Below are 15,997 nucleotides of genomic sequence, written 5' to 3'. Positions count from 1 at the left end.
AAAAGGAGGGAGAATGTTATGAAATATGTAATCGGTATCATAGGCTTGATCATTGTGTTAGGCATCGCCTGGCTTGCTAGTAATAATAGAAGAAAAGTGAAATATCGCCCTATTATCACAATGATTGTGCTTCAGTTTATTTTAGGTTTCTTACTATTAAATACGAGCATCGGGAACATATTGATTGCTGGGATTGCAGATGGTTTTGGACAATTGTTAAAGTATGCTGGTGATGGTGTTAATTTCGTGTTTGGTGGGTTAGTAAATCAAAAAGAATTTTCATTCTTTTTAGGAGTATTAATGCCAATTGTTTTTATATCAGCTTTAATTGGTATCCTGCAGCACTTTAAGATATTGCCGATCATTGTAAAAGGGATTGGTTTAGCTTTAAGCAAAATAAATGGAATGGGGAAACTAGAATCGTATAATGCTGTAGCTTCAGCGATTCTAGGACAATCAGAAGTATTTATTTCGGTTAAGAAACAATTAGGTTTATTATCGGAAAGAAGATTATATACATTATGCGCATCTGCAATGTCAACAGTTTCTATGTCGATTGTCGGATCATACATGGTTTTATTGAAACCACAGTATGTTGTAACCGCTTTAGTACTTAACTTGTTTGGTGGATTTATTATTGCTTCTATCATTAACCCTTACGAGGTTACTGAAGAAGAAGATATGTTAGAAGTACAAGAGGAAGAGAAAAAGACCTTTTTTGAAGTATTAGGGGAGTATATAATTGATGGATTTAAAGTTGCTATTACAGTGGCAGCTATGCTAATTGGTTTCGTTGCTTTAATCGCTTTCATCAATGCTATTTTTAAAGGAGCGATAGGTATTTCATTCCAAGAAATTCTTGGCTATGTATTTGCACCGTTTGCATTTATTATGGGAGTTCCTTGGCATGAAGCTGTTAACGCAGGTAATATTATGGCGACAAAACTTGTATCAAATGAATTTGTGGCAATGACAGATTTAGCACAAGGTAACTTTAATTTCTCTGGAAGAACAACAGCTATTATATCCGTGTTCCTTGTTTCATTTGCGAACTTCTCTTCAATTGGAATTATTGCAGGGGCTGTTAAGAGCTTAAATGAAAAACAAGGGAATGTAGTAGCAAAATTTGGTTTGAAATTACTTTTCGGTGCAACGTTAGTAAGTTTCTTATCAGCAACGATAGTTGGTTTAATATACTAAAAGTTTCATAGAAAATAAAAAGGATTGGTGATTAAAATGAGAATGGTAGATATTATTGCGAAAAAACGTGATGGTAAAGAATTAACAACAGAGGAGATCGGGTTCTTTATTAAAGGATATACAGATGGATCAATACCTGATTATCAAGTGAGTGCATTGGCAATGGCTATCTTTTTCAAAGACATGTCTGACCGTGAACGTGCTGATTTAACGATGGCTATGGTGAATTCTGGAGAAACAATTGATTTATCGGAAATTGAAGGGGTTAAAGTAGATAAACATTCAACTGGTGGTGTTGGTGATACAACAACATTAGTTTTAGGACCATTAGTAGCTGCTTTAGATGTACCGGTTGCAAAAATGTCTGGTCGAGGTTTAGGACATACAGGTGGTACGATTGATAAATTAGAAGCAGTAGAGGGCTTCCATGTTGAAATTACGAAGGAGCAGTTCATTGATTTAGTGAACCGTGATAAGGTTGCAGTTATTGGGCAAACAGGAAATTTAACACCTGCCGATAAAAAAATATACGCATTACGTGATGTTACTGGAACAGTGAATTCAATTCCGTTAATCGCAAGTTCAATTATGAGTAAAAAGATTGCAGCTGGTGCTGATGCGATTGTTCTTGATGTTAAGACAGGTGCTGGTGCATTCATGAAAACAGAAGAGGATGCGAAAGAATTAGCACATGCGATGGTACGAATCGGAAATAATGTTGGACGTCAAACAATGGCTGTTATTTCAGATATGTCACAACCTCTTGGTTTTGCAATTGGTAATGCTCTTGAAGTAAAAGAAGCAATTGACACATTAAAAGGGGAAGGTCCAGAAGATTTAACGGAATTAGTCCTTGTATTAGGTAGTCAAATGGTGGTACTTGGTAAAAAGGCTGATACATTAGAAGAAGCACGTGAAATGTTGAAAGAAGTTATGAAGAATGGAAAAGCGATTGAGAAATTCAAAGAGTTTTTAAGTAACCAAGGCGGAGATAGCTCGATTGTAGATTACCCAGAAAAATTACCACAAGCGAAATATGTAATTGATGTGCCAGCTAAAACTTCAGGTGTTGTCTCTAACATTGTGGCAGATGAAATTGGTATTGCTGCCATGCTTTTAGGAGCAGGCCGCGCAACTAAAGAGGACGAAATTGATTTAGCAGTTGGTTTAATGCTACGTAAAAAAGTGGGCGAAGTTGTAAAAGAAGGGGAATCACTTGTTACAATTTATGCAAATCGTGAAAATGTGGACGATGTAAAAGCTAAAATTTATGAAAACATTTCTGTATCAGAAAAGGCTGAAACTCCAAAATTAATTCATACAATTATTACTGATTAATGATTAGTAACATGGAATTTACTTTGAGGAGGAAATAGTTATGGATAAAAAAAGATACATTGCAGAAGCATCAAAAATGTTGTCAAAAGCATATATTCCGTATTCTAAATTCCCTGTGGGAGCAGCGTTAGTTACGAAAGAAGGTAAAATTTATACTGGTTGCAACATTGAAAACGCTTCTTATGGTTTATGTAACTGTGCGGAAAGAACCGCTATATTCAAAGCAGTATCAGAAGGAGAACGCGATTTTAGCTATTTAGTAATCACAGGTGAAACAGATGGACCTATTTCACCATGCGGAGCTTGTAGACAAGTCATTGCAGAGTTTTGTGATCCTAAAATGCCAGTTTTATTAACAAATCAAAAAGGTGATGAAAAAGAAGTAACGGTGGAACAATTGCTTCCAGGTGCTTTTTCGATAGAGGATTTAATCTAATTTCAAATGAATAAGAGAAAGAAGTTGTCCTAAAATTCATATGTTGGGAGAGCTTCTTTTTTTGTGTGAAGAATAGGTTTTTAATTAAGCGTTGAGATTCTGTTTAGGAAAGACATTTTTCTATTTAAATGAGAATTTGCTGGGGTTGGATCGACCGTTTTGCAGGAGTACTCTTTCTGTCTGCTTCTTAGCTATTTCAACCTCGTAAACTGTCCACAAGGTTAGGCGAATCTATAAAGAGTTTCGTACTAAACGAGGGGAGCTACGAATAGGCTGGTAGAAGAGTAGAAAGAAGGGAGGTCTAAAATGAAACCGTATCACATCATTGGAAAAAGTATTAAACGAAAAGAAGGTGCCGACAAAGTAACGGGAAGAGTAAAATATGTAGATGACGAGATTGAGATAGGTACTTTATATGCAAAACTCTTAACAAGTGTATATGCACATGCTGTTATTGAGAGTATTGATATAAGGAGAGCAAAGGAAATCCCGGGTGTTCATGCTGTGATAACAGGAGCAGATTATCCTATTCTTGTCGGTTCTAGTATTGTAGATCGTCCCCTGTTAGCCTATGAAAAAGTTCGGTATTTTGGTGAGCCTATAGCACTTGTTGTAGCGGATAGCGAGGCGATTGCTAAACATGCCTCAGCGCAAATACGTGTTACATATAAGAAACTTCCTGTGGTTCATGCCCCGCTACAAGCCTATTTAGAAAGAGATATACTCGTACATGAAAACGTAGAACAATATGAATTAGAAGAAGAAGTATATCCAGAAGCACATACAAACATTGCAAATCGGACGAAAATTCGTAAGGGAGATATTCGAGAAGGGTTTGCAAATAGCGAAGTTGTTGTAGAGGAAACGTTTTCTTTTCGGCAATCTGATCATACTGCAATGGAGACGCGATGTGCGAAAGCAGAAATTAAGCCAAATGGAGAGGTTATTATTCATTCTACTTCGCAAGCACCTTTTGAAATTAAAAGATTACTTAGTAAAGCGTTTCAAATTGATGAGAAAAAAATAATTGTACATGTGCCTTTAGTTGGAGGGGCGTATGGTGGGAAAACAACGGTACAACTTGAGTATTTAGTATATCTTGCTTCCAAAGCAGTGGATGGGAGGCGTGTTACTCTTCGGAATAGTAGAGAAGAAGATTTTGTAACGTCGCCTGTTCACATTGGTTTACAAGCAAAAGTAAAGCTTGGATGTACAAAGAATGGGAAATTACAAGCAGCAGAGATTTTATATTTATTTGATGGCGGTGCGTATGCTGATCGGGCAGTGACTATGAGTAAAGCGGCCGGATTAGATTGTACAGGTCCATACTCAATTCAGCATGTATCTTGTGATTCGCTTTGTATGTACACGAATCATACATATGCGACATCGTTTCGTGGGTTTAGTCATGCTGAGTATACATTTGTAATTGAAAGAATGATAGATATATTGGCAAATAAAATAGATATGTGTCCGCTCGAGTTTCGTATGAAAAATGCAATTAAGCAAGGAGATACAACACCAACACAAGTAACGGTCACTAAAAGTAATACAGGGGATATTCAGGCGTGTATACAAAAGTTAAAGTCGCTTATTAATTGGGAAGAAGGGAATCGAATTATTTTATCAAATGGAAGGATACGAGCAAAAGGAATTAGTTGCTTTTGGAAAAATTCGACGACACCTAATAATGCTGGAGCGGGTGCGACTATAACTTTTAATGGTGATGGGAGTGTAAATATTAATTGTGGTGCAGTTGAAATTGGGCAAGGAACGAAAACAACTTTAACACAAATGGTTGCAGAAAAAATGAATATGAAAGTTAAAGATGTATCTATTATGATGGAAGTCAACACACAAATAGCGCCAAAACATTGGAAAACAGCTGCTAGTCGAACGACACATCTCGTTGGAAATGCAGTTGTAAAAGCGACTGAAGATGCAATGAAGCAGTTACTAGATACAGCAGCTAATATACTTGGAATACCAGTGCATGAGTTAGCAATTAAGAATAAAGTTGTATATGTAAAAACAAACCCAGATATGTATGTATCATTTTCAAAGATTGTTTTTGGATATGTTGATTCGAGTGGAAATGTGTATGGTTCGCCGATAATTGGCAGAGGTGCTTATGTATTTGAAGGGATTACGAAGATTGATTATGAGACAGGAAAAGGACAAGGTGGACCTGAATGGGGAGTGGGCGCACAGGCAATCGAGGTAGAATTTGATCCACAAGTATATACATATAAATTAATAAAAGCAGTAACGGTTGCAGATGCAGGAAGGATTTTAAATAGAAAGGGAGCAGAAACACAAATTATAGGGGCTATGAGTATGGGATTAAGTTTTGCGACGAGAGAAACATTTCACTATGACTTGTATGGGAGAGTTCTTAATAATCAGTTTCGTTCTTATAAAGTGATGCATTATGGGCAACACCCAAAATACATTGCTGAATTTGTGGAAGTACCGCATGATCAAGCTGCATTTGGATCAAGAGGGCTTGGTGAGCATGGAATTATCGGTATGCCCGCTGCTTTAGCGAATGCGTTATCTATTGCAGCTAGTATTTCACTTCGTCAATTACCTATTAATCCTGAATTGATTTGGAAAGTAAAACAAACAAAGGAGAATGGTGTATATGATACCATTTGACTTTGAATATTATCGTCCAAATTCTATTGAAGAAGCAATCCGATTATTTCATCAGCTGGATAAAGAGGAAAAGAGGCCTATTTATTATGGAGGAGGCACTGAAATTATTACAATGGGGCGTCTGCAACAAATTGTCACGAAAGCGGTCATTGATTTAAAAGATATTCCCGAATGTAACATTTGTGAATGGAATGGCCAAAAGCTTATTCTAGGAGCTACATTAACATTAACAAAAGTTCAAGAGGAAAAAGTATTCCCTCTTCTTGGAGAAACTGCCGGAAGAGCTGCAGACCACACAGCAAGAAATAAAATTACGCTTGGTGGCAACATTGCAGGGAAAATTATATATAGAGAAGCGGTACTCCCATTTTTACTAGCGGATAGTACATTTGTTGTTGCAGGAAAAGAAGGTGTGAAATATATAAGGGCACAGGAGGCCTTTATTGAGAAGTTACAATTGCAAAAAGGAGAGTTTCTTGTACAAATTATTACTGATCAAAAATATATAGAATCTCCTTATTACAGTGTAAAAAAAAGACAATTAGAGAAAATTGATTACCCACTTGTAACGGTTGCTGCGTTAAAAAGTGATGAAAATATTCGAATCGCATTTAGTGGATTGTGCGCATTTCCATTTCGGTCGCTCGCGGTAGAATCGGTGCTAAATGATGGAAGTATACCAGTTAAGAAGAGAATTGAGCACGTCCTTTTTCATATTCCTGCACCTATATTAGATGATATACGAGGTTCGCGTGCTTATCGTATATTTATTTTGCGACATGTGCTTTATGATGTGCTGATGAAGCTTAAAGGGGTGAAGTAATGGGAAAGGGACAATTTATTCTTCATGTGAATGAGGAAGATAGAGAAGTGATTGTCAGAATGGCAGATACGTTAATATATACATTACGACATAACCTCGGTCTAACTGGAGCTAAACCAGGATGTGAAAACGGTGATTGTGGTGCTTGTACCGTTCTTGTTGAGGGGCTACCAATTAAGTCTTGTATTATGTTAGCCGTAGAAGCTATTGGTAAGCGGATTACAACGATTGAAGGCTTACGGGAAACACCTATTCAGCAAGCTTTTGAAGACAAATGGGCTTTTCAGTGTGGATATTGTACGCCTGGATTTATTATAAATTGTCATGCGCTCGTTACAAAAAAAATGGACATGGATGATTCAGTTATTGAAGAATGGTTAAGTTCTAATATTTGCCGGTGCACAAGTTATCAAGAAATTGAAGAAGCTGTGAAATCTGTCTTACAAAAGAAACGGGAGAATCAATAATGACTTCTATTCATACTGTACTAGAAGCCCTACTATCATGTGAACAACGGTGTGCTGTAGCAACTATTATTCATGTGGAAGGTTCTGCATATTGTAAAGAGGGAACTATCATGCTTTTTTGTGAAGATGGAACAAAAGTCGGAATATTAAGTGCAGGTTGTTTAGAAGAAGAGGTTTCTATTTATGCAGCCGAAGTAATGGAGAATCAAACATGGTCTATTCATCAATTTAATACGAGGGCAGAAGATGATTTATCTTGGGGAATGGGATGTAATGGCATCATTCATATATTAGTTGAGTATATAGATGAAGAGTACAAAGTTTTTTTGCAAACACTATATGAATACCTTAAGAAGGGTATTTCAGTTCGAATGATAAAAAATATTTCTTTAATACAGACTTTATTTATTAGTGAGAATGGTGACACGTTTGGGAATGAGGAAGTTTTGTTTCCAATTCATTCCTTACATGGTTTACACGGTAAATGGTTTTATCAACACTTTACACCAAAGCCAAGGCTTTGTATTTTTGGAGCAGGCGAGGATGCAAAACCGCTTGTTCGGTTTGCAAAAGAAGTAAACTTTTTTGTAACAGTCTGTGATTGGAGAGAATCGCTATGTAATGCTGCACGTTTTCCGAGTGCAGATGTTTGTATAAGTGGATTTCCAAAAGAGGTTGTACCACAACTTCTATTAAGCAAAGAAGATTTTGTTGTGATTATGACTCACCATTTTCAGCGTGATCAACAATTGATCGAACTTTTATTGGAACAATGTGTTCGCTATATCGGTATTCTAGGTCCACGTCATCGCACTGCTCGTCTGTTAGAAGGAAAGGCGATACCTAAAAACGTTCATTCTCCGGTAGGGCTTGCGATTGGTGGAAAAGGACCAACTGAAATTGCGATTAGTATTATAGCTGAAATTGTTCAAGAATTAAGGGGGAAGTAAAATTAAGATTGCTGGTATATATTTAGCTGCTGGAAACAGTCGGAGGATGGGACCCGGAATACACAAGTTACACCTTCCATTACAAGGGGAACCACTTGGGAGCCTAGCGTTACAAGCAGCAATTTCTTCAAGGCTCTCACATATTATTGTTGTTACGAATGAGCCTGCTTGGATGTTAAAAAGAATGCACCGTGAAAATGTGCACATTCTTTCTTGTCCAAATGCTTGTAGAGGACAGTCGTACTCTCTTCAATGCGGTATTGAGAAGGCGAAACGAATGAATGTTGATGGAGTGATGGTCCTTCTGGCTGATCAACCATTTGTGACAGCTGAATTTATTAATAAGATAATAGGTTGCTATGAGCAAAATAAAAACATTCATTTTGTAGCAGCGAGTTATAGGGGAATAAGGCAACCGCCTGTTTTATTTACAAAGAAAGTATTTCCACTTTTTCAAACGTTGAAAGGGGATGAAGGAGCACGCGCGATTTTTATGAAGCCTACGATAAATGGAATTTCATTGTTGTCGGAAAGTGAGAGAATGTTTTTTGATGTAGATACATGGGGGAATTATCAACAGGTGAGACAAGAATATGAGGAATGATATGGTGTTTAAATCACAATGTAGTACGTATGAAACTATGTCTATACTATAAAAAGAGCCAAAATTTCTCAATTTAGAAATTGGGCTCTTTTTATGTTGATACGATTTTGTAAAATTGGTCGTTTGCATCGATCTTAGATCTCATTTTTTAACGTTCATACGATTTTGTGCATGCTGTAAAGCAAGTGGAGTAACATTTTCTCCGTTAGGATCTACAATCGTTGTATTTAATAAAATGGAATCTAAACTCCCGCGAAATTCCTTCATGTAGCTTTGTCTTAACATTTGCTGTTCTTGTTTTTCAATTTCTTGAAGTCCTGAAATTCTTTCTTTTTTTGCCAATTCATTAATACGAAATAATATATGTTTCATTTTCTTCACCTCTGTTATTTAACTATAAATTAGTAACTTACTAATTTATAGTTATTTTAATATTTCTTTTTGATTATGTCAATAGTTGTAAATGAAAAAGACATTCTTTTCTCCAAGAAGAGTGTCTAACTGTGCTACATTAGATTCATCCATCATTTTTATAAATGATTTCTATTAAAATAATTCATTTTATTTATTTGTATTCTAAATATATAATAGCGATTAGGTGAGTGCAAAGAAGCGGCTTTTTCATGAGTATAGGAATTAATGCTTTTTTAGAGCATTGATTAAGTTGAAAATATAATGAGGTTGTTACTAAAACCAACTAATTTCATGAGAATTATTATTTTTATTGGTGTTTTGGTGAATACTGGACTACATTTCCGCTTTAGAAGAAAACTATGTAATTTACATATTATCTTTTTTATTATTATGGAAATATGAATATAACAAGAAAAATATCAGGGATTTATAGTTTAGCTTTATATAACACAAAAGAATGATCGTACAACAGGAGGAGTAAGTATGGAGCTGCGCCATTTGAAAACTTTTATTATTGTAGCGGAAAGCGGTGGCTTTACACGGGCTGGTGAACAACTGGGATATACGCAATCGACAATCACCAATCATATTAGATCATTAGAAGAAGAGATAGGAAATCCATTATTTGATCGTCTTGGCAAAAAGGTAATTTTAACTGAGGTAGGAGAGCATATGCTTTCTTATGCACATAAAATATTAGAATTATCGAATGAAGCATTGGAATCATCTCAAATGAACGGTAAATCGTCAGGAACAATACGTATTGGAGCAAATGAATCTTTAATGATTTATCGATTACCTGCTGTTTTATATGAATTTAAAAGGAAGTATCCACAAGTTCATATCATTTTACAACCATCAGAGAGTCAAGAGTTGCATAATGAATTAAAATCAGGGAAATTTGATTTCGCATTATTTACACATCCGGAACAACTTGGGGCAGACATCGTTACTCATTCTCTTGTTCAAGAGAAGATTGTACTTATTGCTCCGCCGAGACATCCCTTAACGAAAAAAATGAACGTTGATCCTGCTGATTTAGAAGGGGAAATGTTGTTACTTACAGAGCCAGGGAGTTATCGAGATTTGTTAGAAAGACGAATTAAAGAAGATGGTATTAATTGTTCTCATATTCATTTTTGGAGTATTGAAGCGATTAAGCAAACTGTTATGTGTGGGCTAGGGATATCTTATTTACCGTTTATAACGGTAAAAGAAGAAATCGAGCAGGGTAAGCTAAGTGTATTACCATGGAAGTATAGTGAAGATTTCGTTACTACTGAATTGGCATATCATAAAAGTAAATGGTTAACTCCTGCAATGAAGAAATTAATTGAAATGATAGAAAAGCATGCAGAGAAATGGAAAAAATTCTCTTGATTCTCTGAGATGAAATTAGGCTGAAAAACATATGTATTGGATAGGTAGGGGGAAAAGTAATGAACGAAAGAGTAAAAGAAATAGCGCTTGTCGTAATTGGATCATTATTGTTTGCGATTGGAATTAACTTTTTTGCTATTCCAAATCGATTATCTGAAGGTGGAATTATCGGACTGACAGTTATTACATATTATCTGTTCGATTGGTCACCAGGTACTGTAAACCTTATAATAAATGCAGTATTACTTGCAATTGGGTATAAATTTTTTGATAAGAAAACAATGGTATATACAATACTTGGTATTGTATCTTCATCTTTCTTTTTATATATCACAGAAGATATTGCGACTCCAGTAAATCATGATACATTATTAGCGGCTCTCTTCGCTGGTGTTTTTGTTGGAATCGGTTTAGGGTTTATGTTCCGTGCAGGTGGTACATCAGGTGGATCTGCAATCATAGCACAACTAGCAAACCAATATTTAGGCTGGAGCGTTGCGAAAGGTGTATTAATTATTGATATCGTAGTTATTGCGGGTTCAGTATTTATTATCGGACAGGAAAAGGCTATGTATACGCTGGTAGCGGTATTTATAGGTGCAAAGGTTATTGATTTTATTGTAGAAGGATTGAATACAAAGACTGCTGTAACAATTATTTCAAACTATCCAGACATGATCAAAGAATCAATTATGAAGAATATGACACGAGGTGTCACAGTATTAGATGGAAAGGGCGGTTACACAGGAAATAACAAAGAAGTATTATATATTGTCATTAATAAACAAGAACTTATGCAATTAAAGAAAGTCGTGAGCCAAAAAGATGAAAATGCGTTCGTTGTTATTCATGATGTACGTGATGTATTAGGTGGTGGCTTTAAAGCGAGTTAAAAATATACAAAAAGCGTTACAATAATTGTGTTTGTTATAGGATAGAAATACTTAAGAGCCTACTGATAACAGTAGGCTTCTTTTTGTAGGTTGAAGGGGTATATGTTTGAAAAAATTCAAAAATAGGATTATATCCAGTTGCATTTTATACCCCTTACCCGTATAATGTATTTGAAGAACGATGATTACTATAACTGAGGTGGTATGGATGGGGCATTGTGAAGGTAATGAAACAAATTCAAAAATGGTTCCTCGAACAGAAGAGGAAATTCAAAATGTTATAAAACGTTTAAAGCGTATTGAAGGTCAAGTACGTGGTGTTCAAAAAATGGTTGAAGATAATCGTTATTGCGTTGATATTTTAATCCAAATTTCAGCGATTAATGCAGCTTTAAATAAGGTGGGTTTTTCATTATTAGAACGTCATACAAAACATTGTGTAGCAAAGGCAATTCATGAAGGGAATGGAGATGAATCTATTCAAGAATTAATGAGTGTCATTAAACAGTTTTCAAAATAGGAGGGGTATACAATGGATAAACAAAAACATGTTACGCTTGGAGTTACAGGAATGACATGTGCAGCTTGTGCAACCCGGATTGAAAAAGTACTAAATAAAATGGAGGGGGTAGAAGCTAACGTAAATTTAGCTATGGAAAAAGCAAGTATTAAATATGATTCATCAAAACAAGAAATCTCAAATATAAAAAATAAAATTGAAAAACTAGGCTATAACGTAGCAGAGGAAAAAGTTACTTTAGATATTGAAGGAATGACATGTGCAGCTTGTGCAACCCGAATTGAAAAAGTGCTAAACAAAATGGAAGGAGTTTCGAATGCAACTGTTAATTTAGCTACAAACAGTGCGGTTGTAGAATATAATGAAGGTTTAATTTCTACAGAAAATATTTTAGAAAAAATAAAGAAGACAGGGTATAAGGGGCAAATACGTAGTGAAGATGTAGATCATTCAGAGAGAAAAGAGGAGGTAATTAAGGAGAAGAAGCGTCAACTTATTATTTCTATTATTTTGTCTTTACCTTTACTCTATACAATGCTTGGGCATATGCCATTTGATACAGGTCTACCAATGCCGCATATTTTAATGAATCCATGGTTTCAACTTCTACTAGCAACACCGGTTCAATTTTATATTGGTGGCCATTTCTATGTAGGTGCTTATCGTGCTCTTAGAAACAAAAGTGCGAATATGGATGTACTAGTTGCCTTAGGAACATCAGCAGCTTACTTTTATAGCTTATATGAAGCATTGAAAACATTGAGTAATTCTGCATATGTTCCTGACCTTTATTTTGAAACAAGTGCAGTTTTAATTACATTAATTCTAGTTGGGAAATATTTTGAAACATTAGCCAAAGGGCGTACAACAGAAGCAATTTCTAAATTATTGAGTTTACAGGCTAAAGATGCACTTGTTGTACGTGATGGTCAAGAAATACGAATACCACTTGAAGAAGTAGTTATTGGAGATACGATTATTGTAAAACCAGGTGAAAAAATACCCGTAGATGGTATTGTAATCTCGGGGATATCTTCTGTTGATGAGTCTATGATTACTGGAGAATCTATTCCAGTTGATAAAAAAGAGGGAGACGCTGTTATCGGCGCGACTATTAATGCAAATGGTGTTCTGACTATTAGGGCTGACAAGGTTGGGAAAGATACAGCTTTAGCAGGCATTATTAAAATTGTTGAAGAAGCTCAAGGCTCTAAAGCACCTATTCAGAGATTAGCAGACATCATTTCAGGTATTTTTGTTCCAATTGTTGTAGTTATTGCTTTAATTGCTTTTATTGTATGGTATTTCTTTATCACACCAGGGGATTTACCAAAAGCATTGGAAGTTGGAATTGCGATCCTTGTCATCGCTTGTCCGTGTGCGTTAGGTCTGGCTACACCAACTTCTATTATGGTTGGCACAGGAAAGGGAGCAGAGAAAGGAATTCTATTTAAAGGAGGTGAATTCTTAGAAGGAACGCATAAAATCAATGCGGTATTACTTGATAAAACGGGAACAGTAACAAAAGGGAAACCAGAAGTTACTGATGTACTAGAATTTAAAAAAGGCATGCTGGATTATGCTATTTCAGCTGAAAGTGCTTCTGAACATCCATTAGCACATGCTATTGTTGAATATGGAAAGAAAAATGAAATTAGATTGAAAGATTTAAAACAGTTTTCAGCAATTCCAGGTCATGGTATTGAGGCAAATATTGAAGACAAAAAGGTTCTTGTTGGAACACGTAAATTAATGAATGAACAATTAGTGGAAATATCAAAGCATGAAGAAGTCATGAAAGAATTAGAGTATCAAGGTAAAACAGCAATGCTTGTCGCAATTGATGGGAAACTTGCTGGAATTATCGCTGTAGCTGATACAGTAAAAGAAAGCTCAAAGTATGCGATTCAAACATTAAAAGAAATAGGAATTGAAGTATACATGGTGACGGGGGATAATAAACGTACAGCTGAAGCGATTGCGAAGCTAGTTGATGTTGATCATGTATACGCAGAGGTATTACCAGAAGATAAAGCTAAAATTGTAGATGATTTACAAAAGCAAGGAAAAAGAGTGGCAATGGTGGGAGACGGTATTAATGATGCACCAGCTCTTGCGAAAGCTGATATCGGTATGGCCATTGGAACTGGTGCAGATGTAGCGATTGAAGCAGCAGATGTTACTCTAGTTGGTGGGGATTTATCTCATATATCAAAAGCAATTGAGTTAAGTCGTAAGACAATGAAAAATATTCGTCAAAATTTATTTTGGGCTTTATTTTATAATGCAATTGGAATTCCTGTAGCTGCGGCTGGATTGTTAGAACCTTGGGTAGCAGGGGCAGCGATGGCATTTAGCTCAGTATCTGTTGTGACTAATGCGCTTCGCTTGAAACGCGTTAAAATATAAATTAAATGGAGGAATTTATTATGACAATCACATTAAACGTACAAGGAATGACATGTAATCACTGTAAAATGTCAGTAACAAATGCACTTACGGAGTTAGAAGGAGTACAAAATGTTGAAGTGGATTTACAAGAGGGAACTGTAAATGTAGAGTATAATGATACAAAAGTAGATGTAGAAAAAATGAAAGAAGTTATTGAAGATCAAGGATATGATGTGGAGTAAAAGGTAATTTCAATCGTTTTTTACAAAAAGGTCACTTTATGAAAAAGTGGCCTTTTAATTTGTGATTGGTATTGTATTATTATTTCATTTAAGAAGTGCAATATATTTTTAAGTATTAGGCTATGAAAAACAGTCTTGTGTCATCATTTATCTCGACCTGTTCGAGTCTATCGATAGGTATTGAATTGACGGAAAATTATAACGATAATACAATTAAATAAACTGGATAGACAGTTTTAAGGAGATTCATAGAACTTAAGGGGGATTGTTATGAAGCAATCATTTTTTATTGAAAATCGAAAAAGGTTAGCAGAAACATTGCCGGATGAATCTGTTACGATTCTATTTGCCGGACAGGCGCCTCATAAGTCGGCTGATTACCTTTATACATTTGTGCCAAACAGAAACTTCTATTATATGACCGGTATTGATGGGGCGAACGTTATTTTTGTGTTGAAAAAAGTAGGCGAAACAGTAGAAGAAATGCTTTTTATTGAGAAGGCAGATCCAGTTCTTGAAAAATGGGTAGGCAAAACAATTTCAAAAGAAGAAGCAGAAGCTATTTCAGGTATAAAAACGATTGTGTACTTAGACAGTTTTGAATCATCAATTGCGCGAACGTTTTTTACAGAACATGTGAAACACGTATATTTAGATTTAGAATGTCGTGAGTGGGCAGGGACAGAGACACGGACATTAGCATTCGCTAAACATGTAAGGGAACGTTATCCACACCTTTCAATCGGGAACGTTTATCCGAATATATCTGAATTGCGCGTATTTAAAACTGAGGAAGAGATTGAAAAGATAAAAGAAGCAATTATGGTTACAAAAGAAGGTATTTACAATGTACTTAAGCATGCGAAAGAGGACCAGATGGAATATGAATTAGAAGCTCATTTTGATTTTACACTAAAATCAGCTGGTATTAAGAATCATGCATTCAATACGATTTTAGCAGGTGGGAAAAATGCAACAGTGCTGCATTATGAGGACAATGATTCCAAAATTAATAAAGGCGATCTTGTACTGCTTGACCTTGGAGCTCAGAAAGATTACTACAATGCTGATATCAGTTATACGTTCCCTGTAAGTGGAACATTTTCAGATCGCCAAAAACAGATTTATAATATTGTGTTAAAAGCACTGAGGGAAACAATTGAGATCGTGAGGCCGGGATTAAAATTTGCTGCACTAAATGAACATACAAAAAAGGTGCTCGCCGAAGAGTGCAAGAAAATTGGTTTAATCCAAGAAGACTCCGAACTCTCCAACTATTATTATCATGGGGTGAGCCATTTCCTTGGTTTAGATACTCATGATGTAGGTTCGTACAAAGACCGAGTGCTCGAAGCTGGTATGGTCATTACAGTGGAACCCGGCTTGTATATTGGGGAAGAAACGATTGGAGTTCGTATTGAAGATGATATTTTAGTTACTGAAAATGGATATGAAAACTTGTCAAAAGATATAATAAGAACTGTTGAAGAGATTGAGGATTTCATGAGAGTACACAATCCAAATGTGAAGGATAGACAGATTGTTGCAAAATAAGAAGAACGAAGGCGCCTAATTTGTGGCGCCTTTTTCATGTTGTTTTAGAATTTTTAGTAATATGTTATATAATGAGTTCCTATTGTGAAGGTACTAAAATTAAGCGTATAATATTAGAAGTCTATAG

15 protein-coding genes are annotated in these 15,997 nt (G+C 35.6%); 14 read left to right on the top strand and 1 reads right to left on the bottom strand.

All coding sequences use genetic code 11. The annotated features are described in order from the left end of the window. Positions 1 to 18: 18 nt before the first annotated feature. From M014_RS0112275 to M014_RS0112240, 8 genes are all read left to right on the top strand, one after another. Positions 19 to 1,200, top strand: a complete 1,182-nt coding sequence (locus M014_RS0112275) for a NupC/NupG family nucleoside CNT transporter (protein ID WP_026592001.1) — start codon at positions 19 to 21, stop codon at positions 1,198 to 1,200. 36 nt (positions 1,201 to 1,236) lie between these two features. Further along, positions 1,237 to 2,538, top strand: coding sequence for a pyrimidine-nucleoside phosphorylase (locus tag M014_RS0112270; RefSeq protein ID WP_026592000.1), 1,302 nt, complete (start codon positions 1,237 to 1,239; stop codon positions 2,536 to 2,538). A 40-nt stretch (positions 2,539 to 2,578) separates the two neighbouring features. After that, positions 2,579 to 2,974 (top strand): cytidine deaminase, encoded by a 396-nt coding sequence (locus tag M014_RS0112265; RefSeq protein ID WP_026591999.1) that lies wholly within the window; start codon positions 2,579 to 2,581, stop codon positions 2,972 to 2,974. 306 nt (positions 2,975 to 3,280) lie between these two features. Continuing rightward, on the top strand, positions 3,281 to 5,632 hold the full coding sequence (locus tag M014_RS0112260) for a xanthine dehydrogenase family protein molybdopterin-binding subunit (RefSeq protein ID WP_026591998.1): 2,352 nt from the start codon (positions 3,281 to 3,283) through the stop codon (positions 5,630 to 5,632). Beyond that, the gene (locus tag M014_RS0112255) at positions 5,619 to 6,455 is read left to right on the top strand and encodes an FAD binding domain-containing protein (protein WP_026591997.1); all 837 of its coding nucleotides are present in this window, start codon (positions 5,619 to 5,621) and stop codon (positions 6,453 to 6,455) included. The genes M014_RS0112260 and M014_RS0112255 overlap by 14 nt, the downstream gene beginning before the upstream one ends. Beyond that, positions 6,455 to 6,922: a (2Fe-2S)-binding protein gene (locus M014_RS0112250; protein ID WP_026591996.1), complete on the top strand. Its 468-nt coding sequence runs from the start codon at positions 6,455 to 6,457 to the stop codon at positions 6,920 to 6,922. The genes M014_RS0112255 and M014_RS0112250 overlap by 1 nt, the downstream gene beginning before the upstream one ends. Beyond that, positions 6,922 to 7,872, top strand: coding sequence for an XdhC family protein (locus M014_RS0112245; protein ID WP_026591995.1), 951 nt, complete (start codon positions 6,922 to 6,924; stop codon positions 7,870 to 7,872). Before M014_RS0112250 ends, M014_RS0112245 begins: the two co-directional genes overlap by 1 nt. 1 nt (position 7,873) lies before the next feature. Further along, positions 7,874 to 8,476 (top strand): nucleotidyltransferase family protein, encoded by a 603-nt coding sequence (locus M014_RS0112240; protein ID WP_081811026.1) that lies wholly within the window; start codon positions 7,874 to 7,876, stop codon positions 8,474 to 8,476. 141 nt (positions 8,477 to 8,617) lie between these two features. On the opposite strand, the gene M014_RS0112235 is transcribed toward M014_RS0112240, so the two are convergent. Then, entirely contained in the window at positions 8,618 to 8,848 is a 231-nt protein-coding gene (locus M014_RS0112235) for a DUF896 domain-containing protein (protein WP_026591993.1), read from the bottom strand. Between the two features lie 525 nt (positions 8,849 to 9,373). Here M014_RS0112235 and M014_RS0112230 point away from each other — a divergent pair. The 6 genes from M014_RS0112230 (at position 9,374) to M014_RS0112205 (ending at position 15,870) form a co-directional block, all read left to right on the top strand. Further along, the gene (locus M014_RS0112230) at positions 9,374 to 10,270 is read left to right on the top strand and encodes a LysR family transcriptional regulator (RefSeq protein ID WP_026591992.1); all 897 of its coding nucleotides are present in this window, start codon (positions 9,374 to 9,376) and stop codon (positions 10,268 to 10,270) included. A gap of 59 nt (positions 10,271 to 10,329) precedes the next feature. Next, a complete protein-coding gene (locus M014_RS0112225; RefSeq protein ID WP_026591991.1) occupies positions 10,330 to 11,163 on the top strand; it encodes a YitT family protein in 834 nt (277 codons plus the stop codon). 208 nt (positions 11,164 to 11,371) lie between these two features. Further along, positions 11,372 to 11,683 carry a metal-sensing transcriptional repressor gene (locus tag M014_RS0112220; RefSeq protein ID WP_026591990.1) on the top strand — a complete coding sequence of 104 codons (312 nt, stop codon included), beginning with the start codon at positions 11,372 to 11,374 and terminating at the stop codon, positions 11,681 to 11,683. 12 nt (positions 11,684 to 11,695) lie between these two features. Further along, complete coding sequence (locus M014_RS0112215) at positions 11,696 to 14,092, top strand: heavy metal translocating P-type ATPase (protein WP_026591989.1); 2,397 nt, start codon at positions 11,696 to 11,698, stop codon at positions 14,090 to 14,092. A 20-nt stretch (positions 14,093 to 14,112) separates the two neighbouring features. Next, positions 14,113 to 14,316 (top strand): copper chaperone CopZ, encoded by a 204-nt coding sequence (gene copZ, locus M014_RS0112210; RefSeq protein WP_026591988.1) that lies wholly within the window; start codon positions 14,113 to 14,115, stop codon positions 14,314 to 14,316. Positions 14,317 to 14,586: 270 nt separating this feature from the next. Further along, positions 14,587 to 15,870, top strand: a complete 1,284-nt coding sequence (locus M014_RS0112205; RefSeq protein WP_026591987.1) for an aminopeptidase P family protein — start codon at positions 14,587 to 14,589, stop codon at positions 15,868 to 15,870. Positions 15,871 to 15,997 lie beyond the last annotated feature (127 nt).

The organism is Bacillus sp. UNC437CL72CviS29 (assembly GCF_000482345.1).
GTDB classification, from domain to species: Bacteria; Bacillota; Bacilli; order Bacillales; family Bacillaceae_G; genus Bacillus_A; species Bacillus_A arachidis.
The sequence above is the reverse complement of the archived record's forward strand: the minus strand, read 5'-3'. Positions and strand labels throughout refer to the sequence as shown.

What these genes read in the sequence shown, in the direction of transcription:
- M014_RS0112275 (WP_026592001.1), top strand. Translation starts at nt 19, where the DNA reads ATGAAATATGTAATCGGTATCATAGGCTTGATCATTGTGTTAGGCATC.
- M014_RS0112270 (WP_026592000.1), top strand. Translation starts at nt 1,237, where the DNA reads ATGAGAATGGTAGATATTATTGCGAAAAAACGTGATGGTAAAGAATTA.
- M014_RS0112265 (WP_026591999.1), top strand. Translation starts at nt 2,579, where the DNA reads ATGGATAAAAAAAGATACATTGCAGAAGCATCAAAAATGTTGTCAAAA.
- M014_RS0112260 (WP_026591998.1), top strand. Translation starts at nt 3,281, where the DNA reads ATGAAACCGTATCACATCATTGGAAAAAGTATTAAACGAAAAGAAGGT.
- M014_RS0112255 (WP_026591997.1), top strand. Translation starts at nt 5,619, where the DNA reads ATGATACCATTTGACTTTGAATATTATCGTCCAAATTCTATTGAAGAA.
- M014_RS0112250 (WP_026591996.1), top strand. Translation starts at nt 6,455, where the DNA reads ATGGGAAAGGGACAATTTATTCTTCATGTGAATGAGGAAGATAGAGAA.
- M014_RS0112245 (WP_026591995.1), top strand. Translation starts at nt 6,922, where the DNA reads ATGACTTCTATTCATACTGTACTAGAAGCCCTACTATCATGTGAACAA.
- M014_RS0112235 (WP_026591993.1), bottom strand. Translation starts at nt 8,848, where the DNA reads ATGAAACATATATTATTTCGTATTAATGAATTGGCAAAAAAAGAAAGA.
- M014_RS0112230 (WP_026591992.1), top strand. Translation starts at nt 9,374, where the DNA reads ATGGAGCTGCGCCATTTGAAAACTTTTATTATTGTAGCGGAAAGCGGT.
- M014_RS0112225 (WP_026591991.1), top strand. Translation starts at nt 10,330, where the DNA reads ATGAACGAAAGAGTAAAAGAAATAGCGCTTGTCGTAATTGGATCATTA.
- M014_RS0112220 (WP_026591990.1), top strand. Translation starts at nt 11,372, where the DNA reads ATGGGGCATTGTGAAGGTAATGAAACAAATTCAAAAATGGTTCCTCGA.
- M014_RS0112215 (WP_026591989.1), top strand. Translation starts at nt 11,696, where the DNA reads ATGGATAAACAAAAACATGTTACGCTTGGAGTTACAGGAATGACATGT.
- copZ (WP_026591988.1), top strand. Translation starts at nt 14,113, where the DNA reads ATGACAATCACATTAAACGTACAAGGAATGACATGTAATCACTGTAAA.
- M014_RS0112205 (WP_026591987.1), top strand. Translation starts at nt 14,587, where the DNA reads ATGAAGCAATCATTTTTTATTGAAAATCGAAAAAGGTTAGCAGAAACA.